The sequence below is a fragment of the Reinekea sp. genome, from assembly GCF_982785585.1.
Window position 1 is genome coordinate 14760 of sequence record NZ_CEYAVF010000011.1, and the last position, 23267, is coordinate 38026.

18 protein-coding genes are annotated in these 23267 nt (G+C 53.1%); 10 read left to right on the forward strand and 8 right to left on the reverse strand.

The genetic code is table 11. The features are described 5' to 3' along the window. Positions 1–180 precede the first annotated feature (180 nt). Together rlmF and AC4FIC_RS06265 are read right to left on the reverse strand one after the other, a co-directional pair. Positions 181–1113: a 23S rRNA (adenine(1618)-N(6))-methyltransferase RlmF gene (rlmF, locus tag AC4FIC_RS06260; RefSeq protein WP_476194879.1), complete on the reverse strand. Its 933-nt coding sequence runs from the start codon at positions 1111–1113 to the stop codon at positions 181–183. A 222-nt stretch (positions 1114–1335) separates the two neighbouring features. Then, positions 1336–2604, reverse strand: a complete 1269-nt coding sequence (locus tag AC4FIC_RS06265; protein ID WP_273284348.1) for an L-lactate MFS transporter — start codon at positions 2602–2604, stop codon at positions 1336–1338. 364 nt (positions 2605–2968) lie between these two features. Between AC4FIC_RS06265 and AC4FIC_RS06270 the strand changes: the two genes are divergently transcribed. Then, positions 2969–5230, forward strand: a complete 2262-nt coding sequence (locus tag AC4FIC_RS06270) for an ATP-binding protein (protein WP_273284347.1) — start codon at positions 2969–2971, stop codon at positions 5228–5230. Here the strand turns inward: AC4FIC_RS06270 and AC4FIC_RS06275 are convergent. The 5 genes from AC4FIC_RS06275 to AC4FIC_RS06295 form a co-directional block, all read right to left on the reverse strand. Continuing rightward, the gene (locus AC4FIC_RS06275; RefSeq protein WP_476194877.1) at positions 5227–6027 is read right to left on the reverse strand and encodes a YdcF family protein; all 801 of its coding nucleotides are present in this window, start codon (positions 6025–6027) and stop codon (positions 5227–5229) included. The two genes, AC4FIC_RS06270 and AC4FIC_RS06275, sit on opposite strands and share 4 nt — an antisense overlap. Positions 6028–6178: 151 nt before the next feature. Next, the gene (locus AC4FIC_RS06280; RefSeq protein WP_100256379.1) at positions 6179–7399 is read right to left on the reverse strand and encodes an argininosuccinate synthase; all 1221 of its coding nucleotides are present in this window, start codon (positions 7397–7399) and stop codon (positions 6179–6181) included. Positions 7400–7571: 172 nt separating this feature from the next. Further along, the gene (gene glnG, locus AC4FIC_RS06285) at positions 7572–8993 is read right to left on the reverse strand and encodes a nitrogen regulation protein NR(I) (protein ID WP_100256378.1); all 1422 of its coding nucleotides are present in this window, start codon (positions 8991–8993) and stop codon (positions 7572–7574) included. Further along, on the reverse strand, positions 8986–10059 hold the full coding sequence (glnL, locus tag AC4FIC_RS06290; RefSeq protein WP_227003756.1) for a nitrogen regulation protein NR(II): 1074 nt from the start codon (positions 10057–10059) through the stop codon (positions 8986–8988). The genes glnG and glnL overlap by 8 nt, the downstream gene beginning before the upstream one ends. A 328-nt stretch (positions 10060–10387) precedes the next feature. After that, entirely contained in the window at positions 10388–11182 is a 795-nt protein-coding gene (locus AC4FIC_RS06295; RefSeq protein WP_476194310.1) for a class I SAM-dependent methyltransferase, read from the reverse strand. 530 nt (positions 11183–11712) lie between these two features. On the opposite strand from AC4FIC_RS06295, the gene hisB reads away from it, so the two are divergent. The 9 genes from hisB to AC4FIC_RS06340 all read left to right on the forward strand — a co-directional run bounded on the left by hisB (position 11713) and on the right by AC4FIC_RS06340 (position 22184). Next, positions 11713–12303, forward strand: coding sequence for an imidazoleglycerol-phosphate dehydratase HisB (gene hisB, locus AC4FIC_RS06300; protein WP_100256375.1), 591 nt, complete (start codon positions 11713–11715; stop codon positions 12301–12303). Positions 12304–12365: 62 nt separating this feature from the next. Then, entirely contained in the window at positions 12366–13016 is a 651-nt protein-coding gene (gene hisH / locus AC4FIC_RS06305; RefSeq protein ID WP_100256374.1) for an imidazole glycerol phosphate synthase subunit HisH, read from the forward strand. Between the two features lie 32 nt (positions 13017–13048). Next, entirely contained in the window at positions 13049–13789 is a 741-nt protein-coding gene (gene hisA, locus AC4FIC_RS06310) for a 1-(5-phosphoribosyl)-5-[(5-phosphoribosylamino)methylideneamino]imidazole-4-carboxamide isomerase (RefSeq protein ID WP_100256373.1), read from the forward strand. A gap of 12 nt (positions 13790–13801) precedes the next feature. Beyond that, complete coding sequence (gene hisF / locus AC4FIC_RS06315) at positions 13802–14560, forward strand: imidazole glycerol phosphate synthase subunit HisF (RefSeq protein WP_100256372.1); 759 nt, start codon at positions 13802–13804, stop codon at positions 14558–14560. 259 nt (positions 14561–14819) lie between these two features. Next, positions 14820–15782 (forward strand): 6-phosphofructokinase, encoded by a 963-nt coding sequence (gene pfkA, locus AC4FIC_RS06320; protein WP_100256371.1) that lies wholly within the window; start codon positions 14820–14822, stop codon positions 15780–15782. Between the two features lie 565 nt (positions 15783–16347). Further along, positions 16348–18615 (forward strand): formate C-acetyltransferase, encoded by a 2268-nt coding sequence (gene pflB, locus AC4FIC_RS06325; RefSeq protein ID WP_100256370.1) that lies wholly within the window; start codon positions 16348–16350, stop codon positions 18613–18615. Between the two features lie 272 nt (positions 18616–18887). After that, positions 18888–20408 carry an EAL domain-containing protein gene (locus AC4FIC_RS06330; RefSeq protein WP_158524285.1) on the forward strand — a complete coding sequence of 507 codons (1521 nt, stop codon included), beginning with the start codon at positions 18888–18890 and terminating at the stop codon, positions 20406–20408. Between the two features lie 88 nt (positions 20409–20496). Further along, positions 20497–21282: a pyruvate formate-lyase-activating protein gene (gene pflA, locus AC4FIC_RS06335; RefSeq protein ID WP_273284511.1), complete on the forward strand. Its 786-nt coding sequence runs from the start codon at positions 20497–20499 to the stop codon at positions 21280–21282. Between the two features lie 116 nt (positions 21283–21398). Then, positions 21399–22184 carry a phosphatase gene (locus tag AC4FIC_RS06340; protein WP_100256367.1) on the forward strand — a complete coding sequence of 262 codons (786 nt, stop codon included), beginning with the start codon at positions 21399–21401 and terminating at the stop codon, positions 22182–22184. A 55-nt stretch (positions 22185–22239) separates the two neighbouring features. Here the strand turns inward: AC4FIC_RS06340 and AC4FIC_RS06345 are convergent, their stop codons facing one another. Continuing rightward, positions 22240–23217, reverse strand: a complete 978-nt coding sequence (locus AC4FIC_RS06345; RefSeq protein ID WP_100256366.1) for a nucleoside recognition domain-containing protein — start codon at positions 23215–23217, stop codon at positions 22240–22242. Between the last annotated feature and the right edge of the window lie 50 nt (positions 23218–23267).

The following is a 23267-nucleotide window of genomic DNA, read 5'->3' on the forward strand; positions in this document are numbered from 1 at the left end:
GAACCATTTTTGGTCTAACGGTCGAGGCGAAGCTAAAAAACCCGTCCGAATCTTCGTCATCAATCTAATCGAATTCGATTCAATCGCCCGAATAACGGCAACTGTGGCTTCATCAGCCGGCACCTGAAGACGAGTTTGGGCAATTAAGGCCGTCAGCACCAACCCTTGCCATTGGCAGCGCTACATAAGGGCCAATTGGGCAGTGGTTTTAAAGGTCCAGGCCAAAAAGCGACTGTTTTTTTGGCCCTGGGACATGCTGATCACACGGCGATTCTGCACCGGTAAGGCCGTAATCGATTGCTCCAACGTCTTTAAATGCTCTCGCTTTGACACTAGGCAGGTGAACCAACCCACTTGCGACTGGAATTCAACACTCTCTCGGATCATATTCTGGATAAAACGCAGCTCACCGCCCTGGCACCACAATTCAGCCTGTTGCCCGCCAAAATTGCGGATCGGTTCGGCCGGTCCCGGCTTGGCTTTTTTAAGGTTGTGGAGTTTTCGGCGGGTACCGACCGCAGCATCGGCCAACGACTTATGGAAAGGCGGATTGCACAGCGTTAAGTGAAAACGATCCTCGGGCTTGATACAGCCGTGAAAGATCCGTCCCGGCTGCGCTTGGAGCCTGAGTTCAATCTTCGACTTCAGCACCGGGTTAGCCGCAACCAGAGTTTGGGCCGCCGAAATCGATACCGGATCGATATCGCTCGCCACAAAGCTCCATCCATAGACCTGGCTGCCGATAATCGGATAAATAAGATTGGCACCGGTGCCAATATCGAGAATCCTCGCAGCTCGGCGAGGCTCGGCGCTCTTCAGGCCGAGTAAATCGGCCGCGTAGTGGATGTAATCGGCCCGCCCTGGAATGGGCGGACAGAGGTAGCCTGTTGGAATTGACCAATGCTTAATGCCGTAGAAGTGCGCCAGCAAGGCTCGATTGAGTGCTAGCACCGCCTCCGGGTTGGCGAAGTCAACGGTCAGCTGGTCGACTGGATTCTTGACAAAAAACTTAGCCAAAGGGGGATGGCTGTTCGCCAGTTGCATTAGGTCGTAGCGGCCCTGATGCTTATTACGCGGATGCAGTTGACCGGTTGCGGGCTTCTTAGCAGTCATGACGGCGCCGATCTCTTAGGATAATGGGGGCATCAGATCATAAAGCCGATGCACACACAAACCAGGGCGGCTAATTGCGGCGGAAAAGCAAAACAGCCGACGCTGAATTGGGGAACTTTAGCCCGCCAGCCCTACCCACCGCCAAGGCAAGCAACAGATCCAATAGGCCCTATTCAGTTGCTAGCCTCGCAACATCGACACCAGCGGTGGCGATAGCCCTAGTTAGGCTATGGACGGCTGGCCATTTAATTCGGCACGGGCGCGCTTGATATAGAGAATCATGGCAATTGAAACGCCCAGTGCCACCACAAAAGCACCCGAGAAAATATAGAGGGTCGCCTCATATGAGCCTGTCACGGTATGTAGGTAGGCATTAATTTGTGGCCCGGCCAGACCGGCAAAAGCCCAAGCGGTTAAGATATAGCCGTGAATCGCACCTAGCTCCTTGGTCCCGAATAGATCGCCGATAAAGGCTGGCAAGGTCGCAAAACCGCCGCCATAACAGCTTAAGATGGTAAACACGACAATCTGAAAGGCTACCAGGGAGGTTAGATTGGGTAATAGAATGAAGGCCACAATCTGGATAAGAAAGAACGCCATATAGGTATTGCCACGGCCGATAACATCGGAGAAGGATGCCCAACCGATACGGCCCAGACCATTGAACAGCGACATTAAACCGACCATGGTTGCGGCTTGAGTCGCGGTTAAGCCCATTGTTTCTTGTGCCAAGGGTGACGCTGAATAGATAACGCCAAGACCACAGGAAATATTAATAAACATCATGATCCAGAGGCCATAGAACGGAGCCTTTTTGATGGCTTCGTTAGCCATAAGCTGAGATAAATCCTGAGTAACCGTTCTCTCGCCAGCGTCAACCGCCGCTTGCATACCGGCTGGCAGCCAACCCTGGGGGGGGCGTTCCAAGTAGGACGCGGAGGCAAACATCACTACCAGGTAGACCAGCCCCATGATCAGCCAAGTATAGGCGATACCGCCACCGGCCACGGTGAAGGTCTCAATAATATAGTTAAACACGGGTGCGCCGATCATGGCACCAAAACCAAAACCCATAATCGCTAGACCAGTAGCCAGACCGCGCCGGTCCGGGAACCACTTGACCAGTGTTGATACGGGGGTGATATAACCGATGCCCAGACCGATGCCGCCTAAAACCCCATACCCTAACCAAATGACATAGAGATTCTGAATATAGGCACCCAAGCCGGCGATTAGCATGCCGCCGCCAAAGAAGCTGGCCGCCAAAATGCCCGCCTTGCGGGGGCCGTGACGTTCGACAAAGTGGCCCATAATGGCCGCAGCCATACCTAGAAAAAATATTGCCAAGCTAAACGTCATCGCGATTTCATTGTTTGTCGCCGTGTCTATTAGCTGTCCCAACGGTTTTTTAAATACGCTGAAGGCGTACACTGAACCAATTGAGGCATGCACGCCCACAGCAGATGCTGCGATAAGCCAACGGTTTTTCATGCCGAATCTCCTAGGGGTTTATATCTGCGCAAGAGAATAACCGGTAGGAATATTACAAAGTTGATCGGAATCAACGAACAATCACGTTAAGAATGTAGTGATAATTACATTGTCATGAGTCCTATTGAACTGAATCGGCTGATCAAGCCAGCATGGCCGAGCATGAGTTTGGGAGCTAAACGGATCACCGAGCCCGGTTGCTGTTGACACCGGTAAAATTGACAACCATTTCGTTGCTGTTAGCCTTTGGGTCACTCAGCTCACTAAGTATCAGCCAACAATGATAAATCTATCGGCCCAAACACTAAGGCGATCATGCGTTTTCGGTACGGGTTCACTGCTCGCTCGATTTGCCTTGGCTCTTATGTTGCTTGTCGCCCATCCAGTTTCAGCCGCTAACGCAGATGCCTTCTGGCTCGATGACAGCCTTAGTGACTCCTCAACCGGCTGGCGTGAATTGCTCGCATTGGAACCTGGGCAACTGATTGCGCGCGCGGATAGGTTGCCGCGAACGGGCGGTACTTTTTGGCATCTGATGTCGGCCCAGGTCCTGGCCGACAAACCGCTGGTGATCGATTTTAAAAACTCCTCGGTAGTTGGTCTGTTCAGTCATTTTGTGATCGACGCACACGGTGAGGCAGTTGCGGCCTACCATGGCGGCATTCAAAGTACCGAGGTGAATGGTTATTTCTTACGCCATGGCCGCGCCCTGTCGGTGCCGCCCGGTCAATATCGTATTTTTACCCGTATGAGTACGCCCTTTTCAATGGGCCAACCCACTCCAGCCCTCTATGACCAGGCATCCTATCAAGAATCGATCAAGCTCAGTAATGGCCTAACCTTGATGGCGCTGGGCATGTTCCTGGCTCTGGGTCTGTATTACCTCATCCTCGGGTTGGTGCGCCATCATCTAGCCGACTTTTTCTACTCGATGTTTATCTTCGGCAACCTCATTTACAACGCGACCGCATTAAATGTCTTCAGTGATATATTCGCTTGGCCAATCATCTATAGCATCAGCTTAACCGTCATGGCGTCCAACCTTGCCTACATGGGCTTTGTGATGTGTTTGCTTGGCATCGCCCCACACCGCACCCCTTGGCTGTACAAAGCTGGCCTATTATCAATTGCGACAATTGCCTCATTTTGGCTGCTGTTACCGTTATTACCTCAATACAGCTATCAGTTTGCGGGCCTTGGAGCCGTGATCTTTGCTCTCTATGGCTTAACTGCCGGCATTGCCCTGACGCGTCGGGGTCACAAGACGGCACGCTATTATCTGATTGCCAATATTGCCTTTATTATCGTTGCCTTTGGGATTCCGCTCTTTCTTTCCCTCACGACACAACTCCAGACCAATTCCATTCTATTTGTTGAACACCTGGGCTTGATCGCCGTTGCCATAGAAGTCGTGTTGTTATCCTTAGTGTTGGGCCATCAACTGAATATTATTTACCTTGAAAAATCCGCTAGCCTGCTTGCTGCTCGAGAGGCGATCTTCGCTGCCGATCAGGCAGTGCGTAGCAAGGAGCGATTCTTGGCAAACATCAGTCATGAATTACGCACCCCGCTCACTGCCATTCGAGGCTCGGTCGAACTGTTAAACGAACAGGTCGACAAACCGAAGAAATTGGCACACTTGGCCGTAATTGACCATGCTTCGTCGTTTCTTCTGTTCCTAATTAACGATATTTTGGATCTTGCCAAACTAAAGGACAACAAGCTTACGATTGACAATCAGCCCTTTAATATTCAATCCCTGGCCGAGCAAATCGCCCGCATCTATGCCGCTGGCTTTGGTAACAATCCCGCAGCCAGGTTCGAACTGATCATTGCGCCCGAACTGCCAAAGTGGATCATAGGCGATCAACAACGCATCGAACAGGTCATTGCCAATCTACTCAGTAACGCCTTTAAATTTGCCCCCCAAGGCACGGTGACACTCGAGCTTTCAGTCGACATACGGTCTCAACTGGTTAAAATTTCAGTCATCGACAATGGCATCGGCATGGATCCCAAGAGCGTACAGGACATGTTTAGACCCTTTTCGCAGGCGGATTCATCGACGTCAAGACTCTATGGCGGAACCGGTTTAGGCCTGACCATTGCACGCGATCTGGTTGAGCTGATGGCGGGGCAGATCGGTGCGGAAAGCCAATTGGGCCTAGGCAGCCAGGTTTGGTTCACCTTGCCACTTATTGTCGCGCCGGCACCCGCAGGCCCTCTCGAGGAGGCAGTACAGCCTAGCCAACCCGACTTTGAGGGACGTCGCATCGTTGTTGTTGATGATAATGAAGTCAATTTAAAAGTGGTCTGTGGCTTGTTGAAACGCCTCAACATCGAGATTAAACCCTTTAGTCGGGCTCAAGCGGCTCTGGACTATGTGGGCCAACATCCTATCGATCTGGTCATTATGGATATACAAATGCCCGAAATGGATGGATTAACGGCAACAAAAACTTTACGCGAGCGCGGCTTCACCCAGCCTATTATCGCCTTCACGGCGAACTCAAGCGAACAGGATCGACAGGACTGCCTGGTCGCCGGGACAGATGATATTTTAGTGAAGCCAATCAAGCGGCAAGCATTGGTCGATATGCTGTTGAAGTGGCCCGTTACCCGCTAACAACGTGGGGGAAATAAATAACTGCTTTTGCCCGTGCCACGATACACCACCAGACCCAGCCATTCGTGTAAAACCCGCTCCAGCTCCTGCAGATGCTTGGCCAGTTGCCAATTAGGACGCCAGGACAGGCCGGCATAGTAGTGGTCCACCGGGTAGGGCGTGACCGACCAACCTTGCTGGCAAAAGACCCCCACCGAGCGTGGCATATGGTATGCGCTGGTGATCAACCACCAGCGCTCGCCGATTTTGGGGGTCACCAGTCGCTTGCTGAAGCGAGCGTTTTCATCGGTGTTGCGACTCTCGTTTTCCAACGTTAAGCGCGTCTGGTCGAGACCAAAATCCCGATACAGAGCCTGTGCCCAATGAGCTTCCTTCAGCCCTTGACTAAACACGCGGCCCGATCCGCCGGTAAAGACTAGCTTAGCAGCCGGATAGCGCTCGGCCAGCATCAGAAAGGCCAGCTCGCGTTCCGCGGCGTGATTCAACTCCCATTGTTGCCAATAATCGGCTTGCTCGGTCTGCCATGCCCCACCAAGCACGATAATGCCATCGGGAGCCGGTGCATCCGGCACAGGAATCGCACTATAGGATTCTAATGGCTCAGCCAACCATTGGCCGACCGGATAGGCACCAATCATTAAAATAAGCCCGATCTCTAGAGCCCAAGTACAGCGCGCCCATATCAGCCACCCTAAGCGGTTCAATAAAAGCGCCAGCAGCGGGATCAACACAAGCCAATTGGCCGGTGAAATGAACATCCAGATCAGTTTTGAGGCGATAAAGAAGAGGTTATCCAATCGACATTCCCTTGCTTAAGGACGACACCCCAGGCGGGCGCTAGGATACCAACGGACGAATATGCACAAGGTGGTTGAGCGAGATCGCCGTCGATTCACGAAGAGGACTCCGCCACGACACCTGAAGGATCGGGACGGAGTATAGCTCGGTTTAGAGCGGACTACGGCCTTTGGCGGCAGCAATCTTTAAGCGTAAGGCGTTCAGTTTAATGAAACCCTCAGCGTCTTTCTGGTTGTAAGCGCCGGCGTCGTCTTCCATGGTCGCCATTTTCTCATCAAACAGGCTGTCGTCGGATTTACGGCCCACCACGGTCACATTGCCCTTGTAGAGCTTCAAGCGGACTGTGCCATTAACCGGCTCTTGCGAGGCGTCGATCATCTTCTGCAACAATTGACGCTCCGGGCTCCACCAATAGCCGTTATAGATCAGCTCGGCGTATTTCGGCATCAGGCTGTCTTTTAAATGAGCAACCTCGCGATCCAGGGTAATGGATTCGATGGCACGATGAGCACGCATCATGATGGTGCCACCGGGTGTTTCATAACAACCGCGTGCTTTCATACCAACATAGCGATTCTCGACCAGATCCAGACGTCCGATACCGTTGTCGCCACCAACCTTATTCAGATAGGTCAGGACTTCGGCCGGAGTCATTGCCTGGTCATCGATGGCGACAATGTCACCGGTGAGGTACGACAGTTCAATATAGGTGGCTTGATCGGGGGCCGCTTCGGGGCTGACACTCCAGCGCCACATCTCTTCCTCGGCTTCGGTCCATGGATCTTCCAGGATGCCACTTTCATAGGAAATATGCAGCAGGTTGGCATCCATCGAATAGGGCGATTTTTTGCCCGCCTTGTTGAAATCGACCGGGATATCATGTTTGGCGCAATAGTCCATCAGCGTTTCACGCGACGTCAGATCCCATTCACGCCAAGGCGCAATCACCTTCACACCGGGCTTCAAGGCATAGGCACCCAACTCAAAGCGAACCTGATCGTTACCCTTACCGGTGGCACCATGAGAGATAGCATCCGCACCGGTTTCATTGGCGATTTCGATTAATCGCTTGGCGATCAGGGGCCGGGCAATAGAGGTGCCGAGTAAGTACTCACCCTCATAGATGGCATTGGCGCGAAACATCGGGAAAACGAAGTCACGGACGAATTCTTCACGCAAGTCTTCGATGTAGATTTCTTTGATGCCCAGGGCTTTAGCCTTGGCGCGGGCGGGCTCAACCTCTTCACCCTGACCCAGGTCGGCGGTAAAGGTGACCACTTCACATTTATAAGTCTCAGTAATCCATTTAGCGATCACCGAGGTATCGAGACCGCCAGAATAGGCCAACACAACTTTTTTAATATCTGACATATGCACTCCCGGCATTGAGTTCAGTTAATTTCGGGCACATTGTATGGATTGACGTCGCCAAGCACCAGTAAAATGCCGACAATAACCTGTTTCATCCGGCCTATTGGTACGCCATGAAAAAGCGAGCCCTAAGCTCGCCCTGTTGATTGCGTTGATACCCGTCAATTCAGGATCAATCCGATTCGTCATGGCCGTCATCGAGGCCCAGCTCTTTGATCTTACGGGTCAGGGTGTTACGACCCCAGCCGAGCAATTCGGCGGCGTCCCGACGCCGACCCGCGGTGTGTTTCAGCGCGGTTTCAATCATCACCCGTTCAAAGGCGGGGATCGCCAGATCAAGAATACGGTTCTCGCCGCGGGCTAACTCACGATCAGTCCAGTTGCGCAGCGATTGTTCCCAGTTCTCATGACCGCCACCCGGCGTAACCTCCTCGACCAGCTCCGGCGGCAAGTCATTCACCAAGACTTCCCGGCCCGAGGCCATCACGGTAATCCAGCGGCAAATATTTTCCAGCTGGCGGACGTTACCGGGCCAGGGCAACCGGGTCAGGTAAGACTGGGTATCCGGTCGCAAGGTTTTGGCCTCGACGCCCAGTTCTTTGGCCGCCTTGTGCAGGAAGAAGTCGAGTAACTTAGGAATATCCTCCTGCCGATCGGACAATTTGGGGATGTGAATTCGAATCACATTCAAGCGGTGAAACAAATCTTCACGAAAACGCCCGTCTTCGACCAGCTGCTCAAGGTTTTGATGGGTTGCGGCAATGATGCGCACATCCACCTTGATCGGCAAATGCCCACCGACCCGGTAAAATTCGCTGTCGGACAGCACCCGCAACAGACGCGTCTGAGTTTCAGCCGGCATATCGCCGATCTCATCGAGAAACAGCGTGCCACCATCGGCCTGTTCAAAGCGGCCGCGACGTAAATTCTGCGCCCCGGTAAAGGCGCCCTTCTCGTGGCCAAACAGTTCCGATTCCATCAGATCACGGGGGATGGCCGCCATATTCAGGGCAATAAAGGGCTCGGTCTTACGCGGACTGTGCCGGTGCAGGGCCTGAGCCACCAATTCTTTACCGGTACCGGACTCACCATTGATCAATACAGTTATATTGCTTTGCGATAAACGCCCGATGGCTCGAAACACTTCCTGCATGGCCGGCGCTTCACCGATAATTTCAGTTGGCGACTCCTCAACAAAAACCGCTTCTTTGGGTTGGTGCTTCGCTCGGTGCTCGATTGCTCGCTCGACCAAGGCCAACGCCTCGTCGACATCAAATGGCTTGGGTAAATACTCGAAGGCGCCGCCCTGAAACGACGACACCGCGCTGTCTAGGTCAGAATGGGCAGTCATAATAATCACCGGGATATCGGGATGCTCTTCCTGCATCCGCGCCAACAACTCCAGCCCGCCCATGCCATCCATACGCACGTCGCTGATAATGACATCGGGGGTCTGGGTCGATATCTTGCGCAGCAGGGCTTCACCACTTTCGAACACCGAGCAATCATGGCCCTGTTTGCTGATAGCGCGTTCCAACACCCAGCGGATAGAACGGTCGTCATCAACCACCCAGATAGTCTTGGTCTTACTCATCTATTGTCTCCAAGGGAAGATGGACGGTAAATAATGTCTGCCCCGCTTCGCTTTCACACGCTACGGAACCATTGTGTAATTCAACCAACTGTTGCACCAGCGATAAACCCAAGCCCGTGCCCGAGGCACGACCGGAGATCATCGGATAGAATATTTTTTCCAGCATATCGCGCTCAATGCCAGGGCCATTGTCGATTACATCGATACGCGCAACGATACGGTGGCGTTTTTGTCGGATGGTATATTGGCGCACGGTACGGGATCGGAAGCGAATTACCGCAGCCGATTGATCGCTTTCCGACAGGGCCTGCAGGGCATTGCGGGCGATATTGAGAAAGACCTGGATCAGTTGTGCCTCGTCCCCGAGAAACTCCGGAATGCTCGGATCGTAGTCGCGAATCAGGGTCACACGATCACCTGCTTCGGCCTTGATAAGCGCCAATACACGCTCTAGGACCTGATGAATATTCAATTGCGAGAAGGCCGGCATCTGGTGACTGCCCAATAACCGGTCGACCAAATTACGCAATCGATCGGCTTCCTTGATGATTACCCGGGTGTACTCCTGCAGCTCATCACTGGGCAATTCGCTCGCCAATAGCTGGGCGGCACCGCGAATACCACCGAGCGGATTCTTGATTTCATGCGCCAGGCCGCGCACCAAATGCCGACTGGTCTCGGTATGATCCACTCGACCCTCATCGCGGCTGATGCGCACCGATCGGTCGGCCGGTACCATTTCCACAATTAGGTGTATTTGGTTCCTATCCATAACGGGACTGACAATAAAGTCGAGTGTCAGGAGTTCTCGGCTCTGCATCTGCCAGCTGGCCGAGCGCACCGATACCGAAGCGCCCTCCTGAACAACCGACGCCAGCAGAGACCGAATTTCATCCGGTTGGGCAAACAGGCTATCAAAGGCATGGCCGAGCAGTTGTTTTTCGGAACGCACCAGTAGGAGTTCGGCGGCAGAGTTAATATGCTCCACGACACAGGACCCATCCAGCACCACTACTGCCGTATATTGATGTGCCATAATGCGTCGAAATGCTGAATCCTTATCCACCAAGGTAATCATCCTAGTCTGAGTATGAGTGAGAAACGCAAGAAACAGGCCAGTCCGCTACTCATGCAGTATTATTTGATGCGAGCAAGGCCTAGAGCGAACAAAGCCAGCGAGGGGCGGGAACTTGTGTTCTGGGGTCTGTTTAAAATGGCGCGGATAAATGCCCAGAGCTACAAAAGAGTTGACCCCGTTTGCACAATCAAGGTGCCTAAATTAGACCGAGGCACCAATATAGAGCAATAAGAAACAAATGTGCACTAAAATAGCGCATTGAATAAGCACACCAAGGCCCGCAATAGGTTGCAATGCTGGGACGAAGGTAGAGGTGTTAACCGTTTTTTCGAGCGATGAAGAAGCCTGAATGAGGGGTGAGGCGCAAATATCCCCTGACCACCATGGCGTCACTAATAGCGGCATGGATCTCGTCGTAATGCTCCGTCACCCACTCGGCCAGACTACTCTTCATGGTTTTCAACAGATAATCCATTACCGGTTCTGCGGAGTTGACGTGCAGACTGTTGTCATATTCAAACTGGTCTACTTGCTGAAAGTGGCGCTGCAAGATGCCACCGCCATTTTCCAAACCAAAGCAGTTGGCCCATGTCTCGGCGCCCCAGGTCAAATCCTGCTGCTTTAACCTTAATAAAGTGGCCAATTCATGCAGATGGTCCTGCCCCACTGTCGAGCAAATCAGCAGTCCGTCGGACGTCAGCAAGCGGGTCACTGAGGCCAGCAGTCCGTCGATTTCCTGTGCGTAAAACAGATTGTGATTGGCGATAACCACATCAAAAGGGCCCGCGACCTTGGCTAACTCATTAAAATCCAGCGTTTCAAATTCAAGGCTCGCGGCTAGGTTGCTTAGCGGCTCGAGCTTTTGTTGGGCTGACGACAAGATATCCTGAGAAATATCGGTCAGGGTCAGCGCGCAGTTTGACCAGCGCGGTAATAGAGACTGCCAAAAGCCACCGCTGCCGCAACCCAGCTCCAGCACCCTTTTCCCGGCGAGGGAGGGCAACATCCCGGCCTGCCACTGAAAAAAGGTTTGCGTACCCGTGGAAAAATCATACAAGCGAATGCGCGTTTCATTTTCTTCATTAACAGACTGTTCTAATGACTGAATCACGGTGCTTCCTCTGGCGAGTGTTTCGATTTTTAAATGACTCTTGTGCGCTAAACACACAGAAGGCACCTTTTGGGGGCTTGCTCTTAGCCGTTGGTAGCACTCAATATCTCACCCTGGCGGGAACATCTAAACAACCCATAGGTTCTATTTATGGCCCCAGTGCTAGCGGAACGGGTCCTCTTAAATAACGCCGGCATACCTTTAAGGGGCTCGATTTCATTAGCCTACAGCAAGGCAGTGAGGCCGCCCTAAAGCTTGCATTTGGCCCAAGGAGCACCACTATTATTGGGTTCGCTAGCCCTGAATGCAGCACGACCCGCAACCCCAGTGGTATGCTATGACCTGTGCGCACGCGGGTCACCCAAGTGATAGTTTCGCTCACTATAGCGCTCTTCGATGAACCAGATTGACACGCATGGGTGGTTTGACGGTCAGCATACTTATATAATCGCCCTCAGCAAGTGGTTTTGGTCAATAAACCGGCCACCCGTCCAGAAAGATTAACCTCACTTTCATACAGAGAGATTGTCATGAGTCGCCAGGCGACAGTAGAACGCAACACTAACGAAACCCAGATTCGGGTGTCGATCAATCTAGACGGCACCGGCAAGGCGACGCTCAATTCGTCTATCCCTTTTCTGGACCATATGCTCGATCAGATTGCTCGCCACGGGCTTTTTGACCTAGACGTCTATTGTGACGGTGATAATCAAATAGATGATCACCATAGCGCCGAAGATGTGGGCATTACCCTGGGGCAAGCCTTTGCCAAGGCCGTTGGCGACAAGAAAGGCCTGACCCGTTACGGTCACAGCTATGTCCCGCTAGATGAGGCGCTGTCCCGCGTGGTGGTCGATTTATCCGGCCGACCGGGCCTAGAATTTGATTGCACCTTCGTCCGAGCCAGTATTGGCACCTTTGACGTCGATCTGTTCGTCGAGTTCTTTCAAGGTTTCGTCAACCATGCCCTAGTCTCTCTGCATATAGACAATCTAAAAGGTCGCAACGCGCATCACCAGGCTGAGACGATCTTCAAGGCCTTTGGACGAGCCTTACGAACGGCCGTGTCCGTCGATGAACGACAAGCTGGCGCAATTCCGTCCACTAAAGGCGTGCTGTAATAGTTCCGCTGGACCGGTCGGTCATCTCTGCCTGACCGGCCGCACTGTTTTTGGAGTTCGAATTGAGCAAACACCTCCTGACCATTATCGACTACGGCATGGGCAACCTGCACTCGGTTGCCAAAGCCCTAGAGCATGTGGCACCCAATTTTCAGGTTGAAATTACTGCAGATAAGGCGCGTATCGCCGCTGCCGATCACGTGATATTGCCCGGCGTCGGTGCCATCCGCGATTGCATGGCGGAAATACGCGCGCAGGGCGTCGACACGCTGGTGCGCGACGTTCTGGCCAGCGGCACGCCCTTTTTGGGCATCTGTGTCGGCATGCAGGCGCTGATGCACTCCAGTGATGAAAACGGGGGCGTGGCTGGTCTCAACACCTTCCCCGGTCGGGTCCATTGTTTCCCGAAAGATGCGCTCGATGTCCACGATTTACCGATGAAAGTGCCCCATATGGGTTGGAATAACGTCTATCAACAAGCCGAACACCCGCTCTGGCAGGGCATTGAGTCAGGGGAGCGCTTCTATTTTGTCCACAGCTACTATGTTGAGCCACAACCGGCCTACACCATTGGTACCTGCCACTATGGACCCGAGTTTGCGGCGATGGTGGGCCGCGACAACCTGTTTGCCACTCAATTCCATCCGGAGAAAAGCCATACCGCCGGCTTGCAGCTACTCAAAAACTTTACCGACTGGAATGGGCGCCTGTAACCCACCGACTGATTTTTTCAATAGGACACATCATGCTGATTATCCCTGCCATCGATTTAAAAGACGGCCACTGCGTTCGCCTTCTGCAAGGGCGTATGGAAGACGCCACCGTGTTTGGTGCCGATCCGGTTGCCATGGCGACCCGCTGGGTCGAGGCTGGCTGCAAGCGTTTGCATTTGGTGGACCTCAATGGCGCCTTCGAAGGCGCGCCGATCCATGCCGATGCCGTGCTTCGGATTGCGCAGAAATATCCCAAGTTACCGATTCAGATTGGTGGCGGTATTCGTTCGCTCGAGACCATAGCCCATTATATCGAGGCCGGTGTCAGCTGGTGCATCATCGGTACTAAGGCCCTGCAGGATCCGGATTTTGTAAAGGCGGCCTGTAAGCAATTCCCGGGCAAAATCATAGTGGGCATCGACGCCAAAGACGGCTGGGTGGCGACCGACGGTTGGGCCGACATCAGTAACGTCAAGGCTACCGACCTGGCCGTCGGTTTTGCCGACGCCGGCGTCAGTGCCATCGTCTACACCGATATTAGCCGGGATGGCATGATGCAAGGCGTCAATTGGCCGGCCACTCAAGCCTTGGCGGCTGCATGTGGAATACCGGTCATCGCCTCGGGTGGCGTCACCAATATGAACGATGTCACCGAGCTGTGCCAGCATGCCCAGAGCGGCATCGCCGGTGCCATTACCGGTCGTGCCATCTATGAAGGTACGCTGGATTTAAGCGCGGCCCAACAGTACTGCGATCGTTATACAAGCGCATAACAGGGAATCAAGATGCCATTAGCCAAACGAATTATTCCATGCTTGGATGTCGATCGGGGCCGAGTCGTTAAGGGTGTCAACTTCCTTAATATCCGCGACGCCGGGGACCCGGTCGAGGTCGCCAAACGCTATAACGAGCAGGGTGCCGACGAAATCACCATGCTCGACATCACCGCCACCCACGAAGGTCGCGGTACCATGATCGAGACGGTGCGTGCCATCGCCGGGCAGGTCTTTATCCCGCTGACGGTCGGCGGTGGCATTCGTACCGTCGCCGATATCCGCGCCATGCTCAATGCCGGCGCCGACAAGATTGGCATTAACTCGGCCGCCATCAGCAACCCAGCCTTTGTCCGCGAAGCCTCGGAGCGCTTCGGCGCCCAATGTATTGTGGTCGCCATCGATGCCAAACGCGTCGATGACCACTGGGAAATTTTTACCCATGGTGGCCGCAAGGCGACCGGCATAAACGCCGTTGAGTGGGCCATCCGCATGCAGGCGTATGGTGCGGGCGAATTGCTGTTGACCAGCATGGACCGAGATGGCGCCAAAAGCGGCTTCGACCTGGCCCTGACGCGCGCAATATCCGATGCGGTATCGATACCGGTGATCGCCAGTGGCGGTGTCGGCACCTTGGAGCACCTGGCCGAGGGCGTTAATCTGGGACATGCCGATGCCGTGCTAGCGGCCAGTATCTTTCACTTCGGGGAATTCACCATCGCCGATGCGAAGCGACATATGGCGTCACGCAATATTGAGATGCGCCGCTAAGAACCCTTCGGCCGAGCGCTCACCCACCTCGTGGTTAGCACACGGCCCTATTCCTGACTTTTGGTACTTAATTTCCATTTCCGGTTAAATACGCCCTACTGACCCTATCAAAAGTTGCTTAAGCACACTAAAATAGCCCCAATTATTAATTTCAGGCCCTTTTAATGTAATTTCATTACATTTTACGGCCCCAGATCGGATACCAAATAGCCTGTTTTTGATCCATTCACAGGCATTGAACTCTAGAGGCAGTCCTCCCATGATCAAGAAAATCGGTGTACTTACCAGCGGTGGCGATGCCCCAGGTATGAATGCGGCAGTTCGAGCGGTGGTTCGAACCGCTATTGCTAAGGGCATTGAAGTTTACGGCATCTATGACGGTTACTTAGGTTTGCATGAAGGTCGTATTAAGAAGCTCGAACGGCACAACGTCTCCGACATGATCAATCGAGGCGGTACCTTTCTCGGATCGGCACGTTTTCCGGAATTCAAAGAAGAGTCGGTACGCCACACCGCGATCGCCAATATGCGCAAGCTCGATATTGAGGCGCTGGTGGTCGTAGGAGGCGACGGCTCCTACATGGGTGCGAAGAAAATGACCGAAATGGGTTTTCCCTGTATCGGCCTGCCCGGCACCATCGACAATGATATCGCCGGCACCGACTATACCATCGGCTTTCATACCGCCTTAAATACAGTCCTAGATGCCATCGACCGATTGCGGGATACCAGTTCGTCACACAATCGTATTTCAATAGTCGAAATCATGGGTCGTCATTGTGGCGACTTAACCATGATGGCGGCCATCGGGGGCGGTGCGGAATTCACCATCATCCCCGAAAAGGGTTACAACGAAGACGAGTTGGTCGCCAGCATCGTCAGTGATGTCGAAAAAGGTAAAAAACACGCCATTATCGCGATCACCGAACACATCACCAATGTCGCGGACCTGGCAATGGTAATCGAAAAACGCACCCACTTGGAAACCCGCGCCACAATCTTGGGTCACACCCAACGTGGCGGTTCGCCGTGCGCATTCGATCGAATTATGGCCAGTGAAATGGGCGCCTTTGCCGTGGAATTATTAATACAGGGTGAAGCCGGCCGCTGTGTTGGCATACAGAGTAATAAACTCACCCACCACGATATTATCGATGCCATCGAGAATATGGCTCGACCCTTTAATCAGTCCATCTACGACCTCACCAAAATCCTCTCCTAATGCCTTGGGGCTAAGCCTCAATAAGAAGAGAATCCACCCTCGATGGGTTTTCTTCAACCCCAGTGAGAAAGAAATATTGCGTAATTTCGCTCCCAGATTGCACTTCGCAGGCATCCCAGGGGAGAAATTCAATTGCGTAATTTAACTACATGAAAATAGCCCTAAGCCAGGTTTTTGTTGACTCAGATCAAACGGAGTCGACCTAAGAGATCGATAATAACGCCAGACAAAATTTGTAGAGCGTGTTGAAGTCTTTTTGGCTCGATGAATCCATGAAAGCTGTAATAAAACTATTTTTTCAGTCATGGTTAAAACATTGATGTAAGCCAAAATATCGTCAACAAATGAAGGTAGTCTGTTATCACTCTCTGGCTGTAGGAAAAGACCTTAAAGCGACTTCTTGAGCAGAGATAATAGTGCTGGTGTTGGCCTATAACTCTTGAAACCAGTTTTAATCGTTTCAAGATTTCACTTAGCTCGGCTTTTTTCCTACCTTTTTTTCAGACGCTCCTGCTCTTAGTTTTAAAATTTTCTATGCTTATAGAAACGTTGCGGAGAAAAACCTATGTACCGAAAACAGGCAGACCACACCATCAATACCCAAACCACACCGTGGGATGGATTCCACTCCGGACTTTGGCAACGCGACGTGGATGTGCGCGATTTTATCCAACAAAACTATCGTCCGTACACCGGCGACGCCCGTTTTTTGGTCGGTGCGACTACCCGCACCAAAGATGTCTGGGCGCTCGTTCTGGATCTAATGAAAGAAGAACAACGGCTGCAGGGCCCACTGGACTTTGATACCGATTTACCGAGCACCATCACCTCCCACCAACCTGGCTACATCAATAAAGATCTCGAGCGCGTCGTCGGCCTGCAGACCGATGCACCCCTTAAGCGGGGCATGGTCGCCAACGCCGGCATCCGCATGGTGGAGGCGTCCTGTGATGCCTATGGTCGAAAGCTGGACCCAATGATCAATAAAATTTTCACCCAGTATCGTAAAACCCATAATGCTGGCGTGTTCGATGGCTACACCCCCGAAATGGTACGTTGCCGAAAGGCCGGCGTGGTGACCGGTTTGCCCGATGCCTATGGCCGTGGTCGGATCATTGGCGATTACCGCCGCGTCGCGTTGTATGGAACCGAGCGCTTAATTGAAGATAAAAAGAATCAGAAAACTTCGCTCGATAATGAGCAGATGACCGAAGCGGTAATACGTTTGCGCGAGGAGCTGTCCGAGCAGATTCGGGCCCTGCAAGAAATGACCGCCATGGCGGAAAGCTACGGCTTCGATATCAGCCTGCCGGCCCAAAACGCCCATGAAGCGATACAGTGGACCTACTTTGCCTACCTTGCCGCGATAAAAAGCCAAAACGGCGCCGCGATGAGCTTTGGTCGCGTTTCAACCTTCCTCGATATCTACATTGAACGTGACCTGGCCTGCGGCGCCCTGTCCGAAGAGCTGGCCCAGGAATTGATCGACGATCTGGTGATTAAGCTGCGCATGGTGCGCTTCCTACGGACTCCTGAATACGATGGTCTGTTTTCCGGCGATCCCACCTGGGTCACCGAGTCGATCGGCGGGATGGGCGAAGACGGGCGAGCCTTGGTGACCAAGACCAGCTTCCGCATGTTAAACAGCCTCTATACCCTCGGTGCTGCGCCGGAGCCAAACCTGACGGTGTTATGGAGCGACGCCATGCCCAAGGGCTTCAAGGACTTCTGCTCCAAGGTGTCAATCGATACCAGCTCAATTCAGTATGAGAACGATGACCTGATGCGCGCCAAGTTTGGCGACGACTATGGTATCGCCTGCTGTGTATCAGCGATGCGCATCGGCAAACAGATGCAGTTCTTTGGTGCGCGTTGTAATCTGGCCAAGACCATGCTTTATGGTATTAACGGTGGCATGGACGAAAAAATTAACCTGCAAGTCGGACCAAAAAAAGACGTCCTGGCCGGGGACTATCTGGACTACGACACCGTCTGGGCACGCTTCGATGAGTACATGGCCTGGATCGCCCGGACCTATGTCAATACGCTCAATGTGATCCACTTTATGCACGACAAGTATTGCTATGAAGCATCACAGATGGCCCTGCACGATCGGGACGTAGTGCGCACCATGGCCTGTGGCATCGCCGGCCTGTCGGTCGTGGCCGATTCCTTGAGTGCGATCAAATTTGCCAAGGTGAAGGCCATCCGCAACGCCGATGGTTATATTACCGACTTTGCCACCGAAGGCGATTACCCCAAGTTCGGCAACAACGATGACCGGGTCGATGAATTGGCGCAAATGGTGGTGACTCGCTTTATGGATCATGTCCGGCAAACGCCGACCTACCGGGATGCTACGCCCACTCAATCGATCCTGACCATTACGTCGAATGTCGTCTACGGCAAGAAAACCGGCAATACCCCGGACGGCCGTAAAACCGGGCAGCCCTTTGCACCGGGTGCGAACCCGATGCATGGCCGGGATCAAAAGGGTGCTCTGGCCTCGCTGCTGAGCGTGGCTAAGCTGCCCTATGACGATGCCGAGGATGGTATTTCCTACACCATGTCTCTAGTCCCAGCGTCCCTCGGCAAAGACGAGACCAGCAAGGTCGGCAACCTTACCGGCATGCTCGATGGCTATTTTGGCGCCAAGGGTCACCATATTAATGTCAACGTCTTGAATCGGGAAATGCTCCAGGATGCCATGGAACACCCGGAAAACTATCCCCAACTGACCATTCGCGTGTCCGGCTATGCAGTGAACTTTGTCAAGCTGACGCGTGAACAGCAGATGGATGTCATCACTCGGACCTTTCACAGCCAGGTATAGACAGGCCGCTGTCGGGGTTAACGATTCGACTATAAGGGCGCCGAGCGCCCTTTTTATGACTTGGCGGTTAACGGCCGACACCGGATGCATATCTTCGGTCGGCTAAGACGGCCTAACGAATAAGGTATAGAGCCCCAAGGTTTCGATCACCCATGCGCTTGGATGGCAATCTAAAGTCAAAAAAATGGGCTATGCTAAAACTGACCCGTTTATACAGTCCAATGCCAGTGGCCGCTTATTATCTAACAAAAATCCCCCCTCTGTTTGCTGTTGTGCTTCTTGCAATACTCTTGGTTAAGTTGGACTTTCTGACTGAACGCACAGCGAGTGCCCATGCGCTGGATGCACAGTTGGTTCGGCTTGAACAGGTTACCAACAACCTGGCCTTTGCCGTCAGCCAGCTTGTCGGCCACACTCAAAAGAAGACAAATGGTGCCGACTTGCTCAGCCATCTTATGCAACCCGGTGCTTTTGAGCTGGCCCTGAACAGTGCTTACCTACTTTTAGCTGATGGCACCTACTATCGCTTTAATGGCGGCAACCCGGTGCAACACTATTTGGTGACCCAGGACGACACCGATGCTGCGGCGCGCCCGCTGAGTCTAGTCGGCACATCAATATGGCGCTACTACTTTGACGCCGAGCGCCGGCTCGACTGGCGCATTTGGCCGGACCCGTTTAACCGCTCCCTGTTGGTGCTAACCCTACCGGTGGCAACCGATATTAGCAGTCGGCCACAACTGCTGGCGATCAGCTTCGAACCGGCTCAGTGGCTGGCGGCCCTAGGTCCTAAGTTGAATTTGGCCATTAGAGTTCAGGAGGACATCCTCTACGACACCTCAGATTACCCGAGCCAAGTCACGGCCTTAGTCGCCACTGTCGGCTGGAGCGATCCGGCCTTGTCCTTTCAACACTGGCATCGAGCGCAGCCCTGGCGCTATCTTTATATAGGCTTGGCGGTATCGGCCCTACTCATGCTGATAATCAAACTGATCGAAACGCCACAGAGACAACTGCAACAGGACCTGAGGCAGGCCCTAAAGATCAAGGCTTTTAGCCTACATTACCAGGCCATTGTCGAGCTCAACTCGAATCGCTGTGTTGGCGCCGAAGCGCTTATTCGCTGGCCAGCGTCCAACCTCAAACCGGAGCAATTCATCTGCGTCGCTGAACAGACCGGCCTCATTCACGGCATTGGTTTTTGGGTGTTGGAAACAGCTCTGGCCCAGTTGCAGCGATGGCGCAACGAGCGGCTTGAGATAGGCTATCTTTCGGTTAATCTGTCGATAATCCAGCTGGCGGACCCAGAGTTCCTAAACAAGATCGATGCACTTTTGGCGCGTTATCCCATTCGCGCGGGTGAGATCATTTTAGAAATCACCGAGTCGGTGTTGATCCAACAAGACGATGCCGAGGTGCTTCAGCTGTCGCAATTGCGCGCCCGCGGTTTTCATCTAGCCTTAGATGATTTCGGTACCGGCTGCTCGCCCCTCAGTAATGTAAAAAACTTACCCATCAATGTTCTCAAGATTGACCGATCCTTTATCGCCGGCATTCCCGACAACCGCTATGACGCCAGCATTTGCACAGCCATCATCCAGATGGCGAAAGCTTTGGATTTGCAGCTAGTGGCCGAAGGGGTTGAAACCCCGAGACAATTAGCTTGGTTGCAAGCCCAGGGCGTGACCGCCGCCCAAGGCTTCTTCTTTACCAAAGCCGTTTCGGCGAGCGATTTTCGCGCCCATATCTCGTCACCTCGACCGGACTTATTACCCGAGCTCGGCGCAAGTTAGGGCGGGCCCTAATCGTTCAACTGATCTGTCGCAATAGGCTTGTCTGCGATGGCGCTACAATTACGCCGCCGACCCACTAGGATGGATAATGAGCTCAACCATAGCCGTGTTAAATATTCCAAAATACCATGCCGATGAGATGCTCGGTCGGGTGCATTCAATTGAAAGTTTTGGCACCGTCGATGGCCCAGGCACCCGATTTGTGGTGTTTTTACAAGGCTGTTTGTTCCGCTGCAAGTATTGCCACAATCGCGATACCTGGGACTTGGATGGCGGCGAACTCTATAGCGTCACTGAAATGGTCGAGCAAATATTGCCCTATGCTAAATTCATGGACGCCAGCGGTGGCGGGGTTACAGTAACCGGCGGCGAACCGGTGTTGCAGGCCGCCTTTGTCGGGCTCTTGTTTGAGAAACTGCACCAGCACAATATTCACACCTGCCTCGACACCAATGGCTATGTCGGCGTTTACAGCGCTGAAGACAAGCTAATGATTGCCGAGAGTGACCTGATCATGGTCGACATCAAACATATCAACGATCAAAAACACCATCTATTGGTGGGCGTATCAAACCAGCGGACATTGCGCTTTGTCCGTTATTTGGCCAGCCTTGGCAAAAAAACTCGGATACGCTATGTGGTCGTGCCGGGTTATTCCGATGATCTGGATGACATCCATTCACTGGGCCAATTTTTGGCGCCCATGAATAATATTGAGCAGGTTGAGTTATTGCCCTATCACAACCTGGGCACCCACAAATGGAAGGCGATGAATTTGAAATATCCCCTAGAGGGCATGGTGCCGCCAACGGATGCCAGGATGGCAGAGATACAGTTGATCTTGGAAAGTTATGGCCTCGGCATCATTCGCTGAAGCGACACGCGAGCCTGTGTTTTCGATCCCATTCCTATATGCTGTGCCCAGACTGACACATTATTCATTAACCCCGTGCGGCCAACTAAGGCGACTGGGTTGCAGGCAGGCACCCTATGAAAATTCTTTGCGATACCCATTCCCATACCATCGCCAGCACCCATGCTTATAGCACGGTACACGACTATATTCGCGATGCCCGAGGCAATGGCCTAGAGCTGTTCTCACTGACCGACCACGGCCCGACCATGCCCGATGCGCCGCATCCATGGCACTTCGGCAATATGAAAATCTTGCCCCGGGTGGTCGAAAATATCGCAATCCTCCGCGCGATTGAGGCCAATATATTGCCCGAACCCTTTACCAACACGCACGACCGCTATGTCGACCTGCCCGATGGCATGCTGGGTTATTTGGATTTCGCCATCGCCAGCTTTCATGAACCGGTCTTTGCCCCCGGCAGTGTCCGAGAGAACACTCAGGCGATGATTCGAGCCATCACCAGCGGGGTAATTCAGATTATTGGCCATCCCGGCAATCCCAAATTCCCCGTCATCCAAGACGAGATCGTGCGCGCCGCCAAGGACCACAATGTGCTCTTGGAAATCAACAACAGTTCTTTTTTACAGTCCCGAAACGGTTCCGAACCCCATTGCCGCAGCTTGTTGGAGTTGATTGATAAGCACGCTGGGCAAGTCAGCCTAGGCAGTGATGCGCATATTAGTTTCGATGTCGGTCGCTTCGATTACACCCTGGGCATTCTCGACGAACTGGGTTTTGATGAACGTCGCATCACCACCAAGACCCCGGAACGCTTTTTGGCTTTCCTGGCGACTCACGGTAAGCCGGTGGCCACAGAATTGGCGCCCTGGTTGGCCACCTTACCGGCAACCCGGGGGTGATATCTGAGCATTGGGCGCTAAGCGGTTTGAGGCGAGCAAAGCAGGACTTCGCGCCCTATGGATCTGTCGCCAACGAGTGCACCAGATAGCGTTGTTGAAACGCTGCACTGCGGCCACGCGCCCAGTGAATCAGGGGCCAAGCCACGAGCAAGGTGAACAGCAGGCGCAGGCTCAATACCGCCGATAGGTCTGCGCCCATCAGTAAAATCAGCAGAGTATCCTCGATCAGGCTGTGACTGAGACCCAACAACGTCATAGCGGCAAAGACGTCCATCGGTTTAATGCGCCCAGATGCGGCTTCGCGAATTAGCAATCCGCCGCCAAAAGATAGCCCTAGGGTGAAGCCCACCAGGGTAATCGAGGTCGCCTGAGCAGAGATCCCAAATACTCGTAACAGCGGTGCCAAGGCAAGGTTAATCAGGCGTTCAATGCCGATAATTCTAAAGATACGCAACACCGCTAAAAGCAGCACAATAATCAGGAAGATAGCGACTAGACCCTTAAGTTGTTCCAGTGCCCACGCCAACAACGTCGGCTCTGGGCCCAAGGTTGGCTGCCAGAGCAGTATGGCCGGCTCTTGCAGGGTATTCGAAAAGCTGTAAATGAGATGTAGGAAGTAGCCATAGGCCAGACCACCAACCAGCCGCAACAACAGCGAGAAACCGAGACGAACCCCGGCCTTTTGGGCCACGCGCACTTCGATCGGCAGTGCGTGGCCAATCAACATCATGCCACCGATAACCGATACCTGAGCAACCGTCATGGCCCCATCAGAGTGGGTAAAAAAAACCAACATACCGGCGTAGATATTAGTAAGCAGACTGGTCGCCCAGACCAGGGCCATCGTCTCTGGTAAGCCGAGGCTGGCCATTAGCGGCGCCAAAAGTTGGCTCAATAACTCCACCCCACCGAGCTCCTCCAGCACTTTAATCACTATCAGAGTGGGCACCATAATCTTATAAAGGGTCCAAGACACCTCGAGGGTGTCGCGAGCCAAGGCTCGTAAATGATCGATTGGGCTTAGTGCGGTCATAGTTTAACTCATTGGGGGGCCTGGGCTGTGTGGAGCAACCAGCAGGCGAA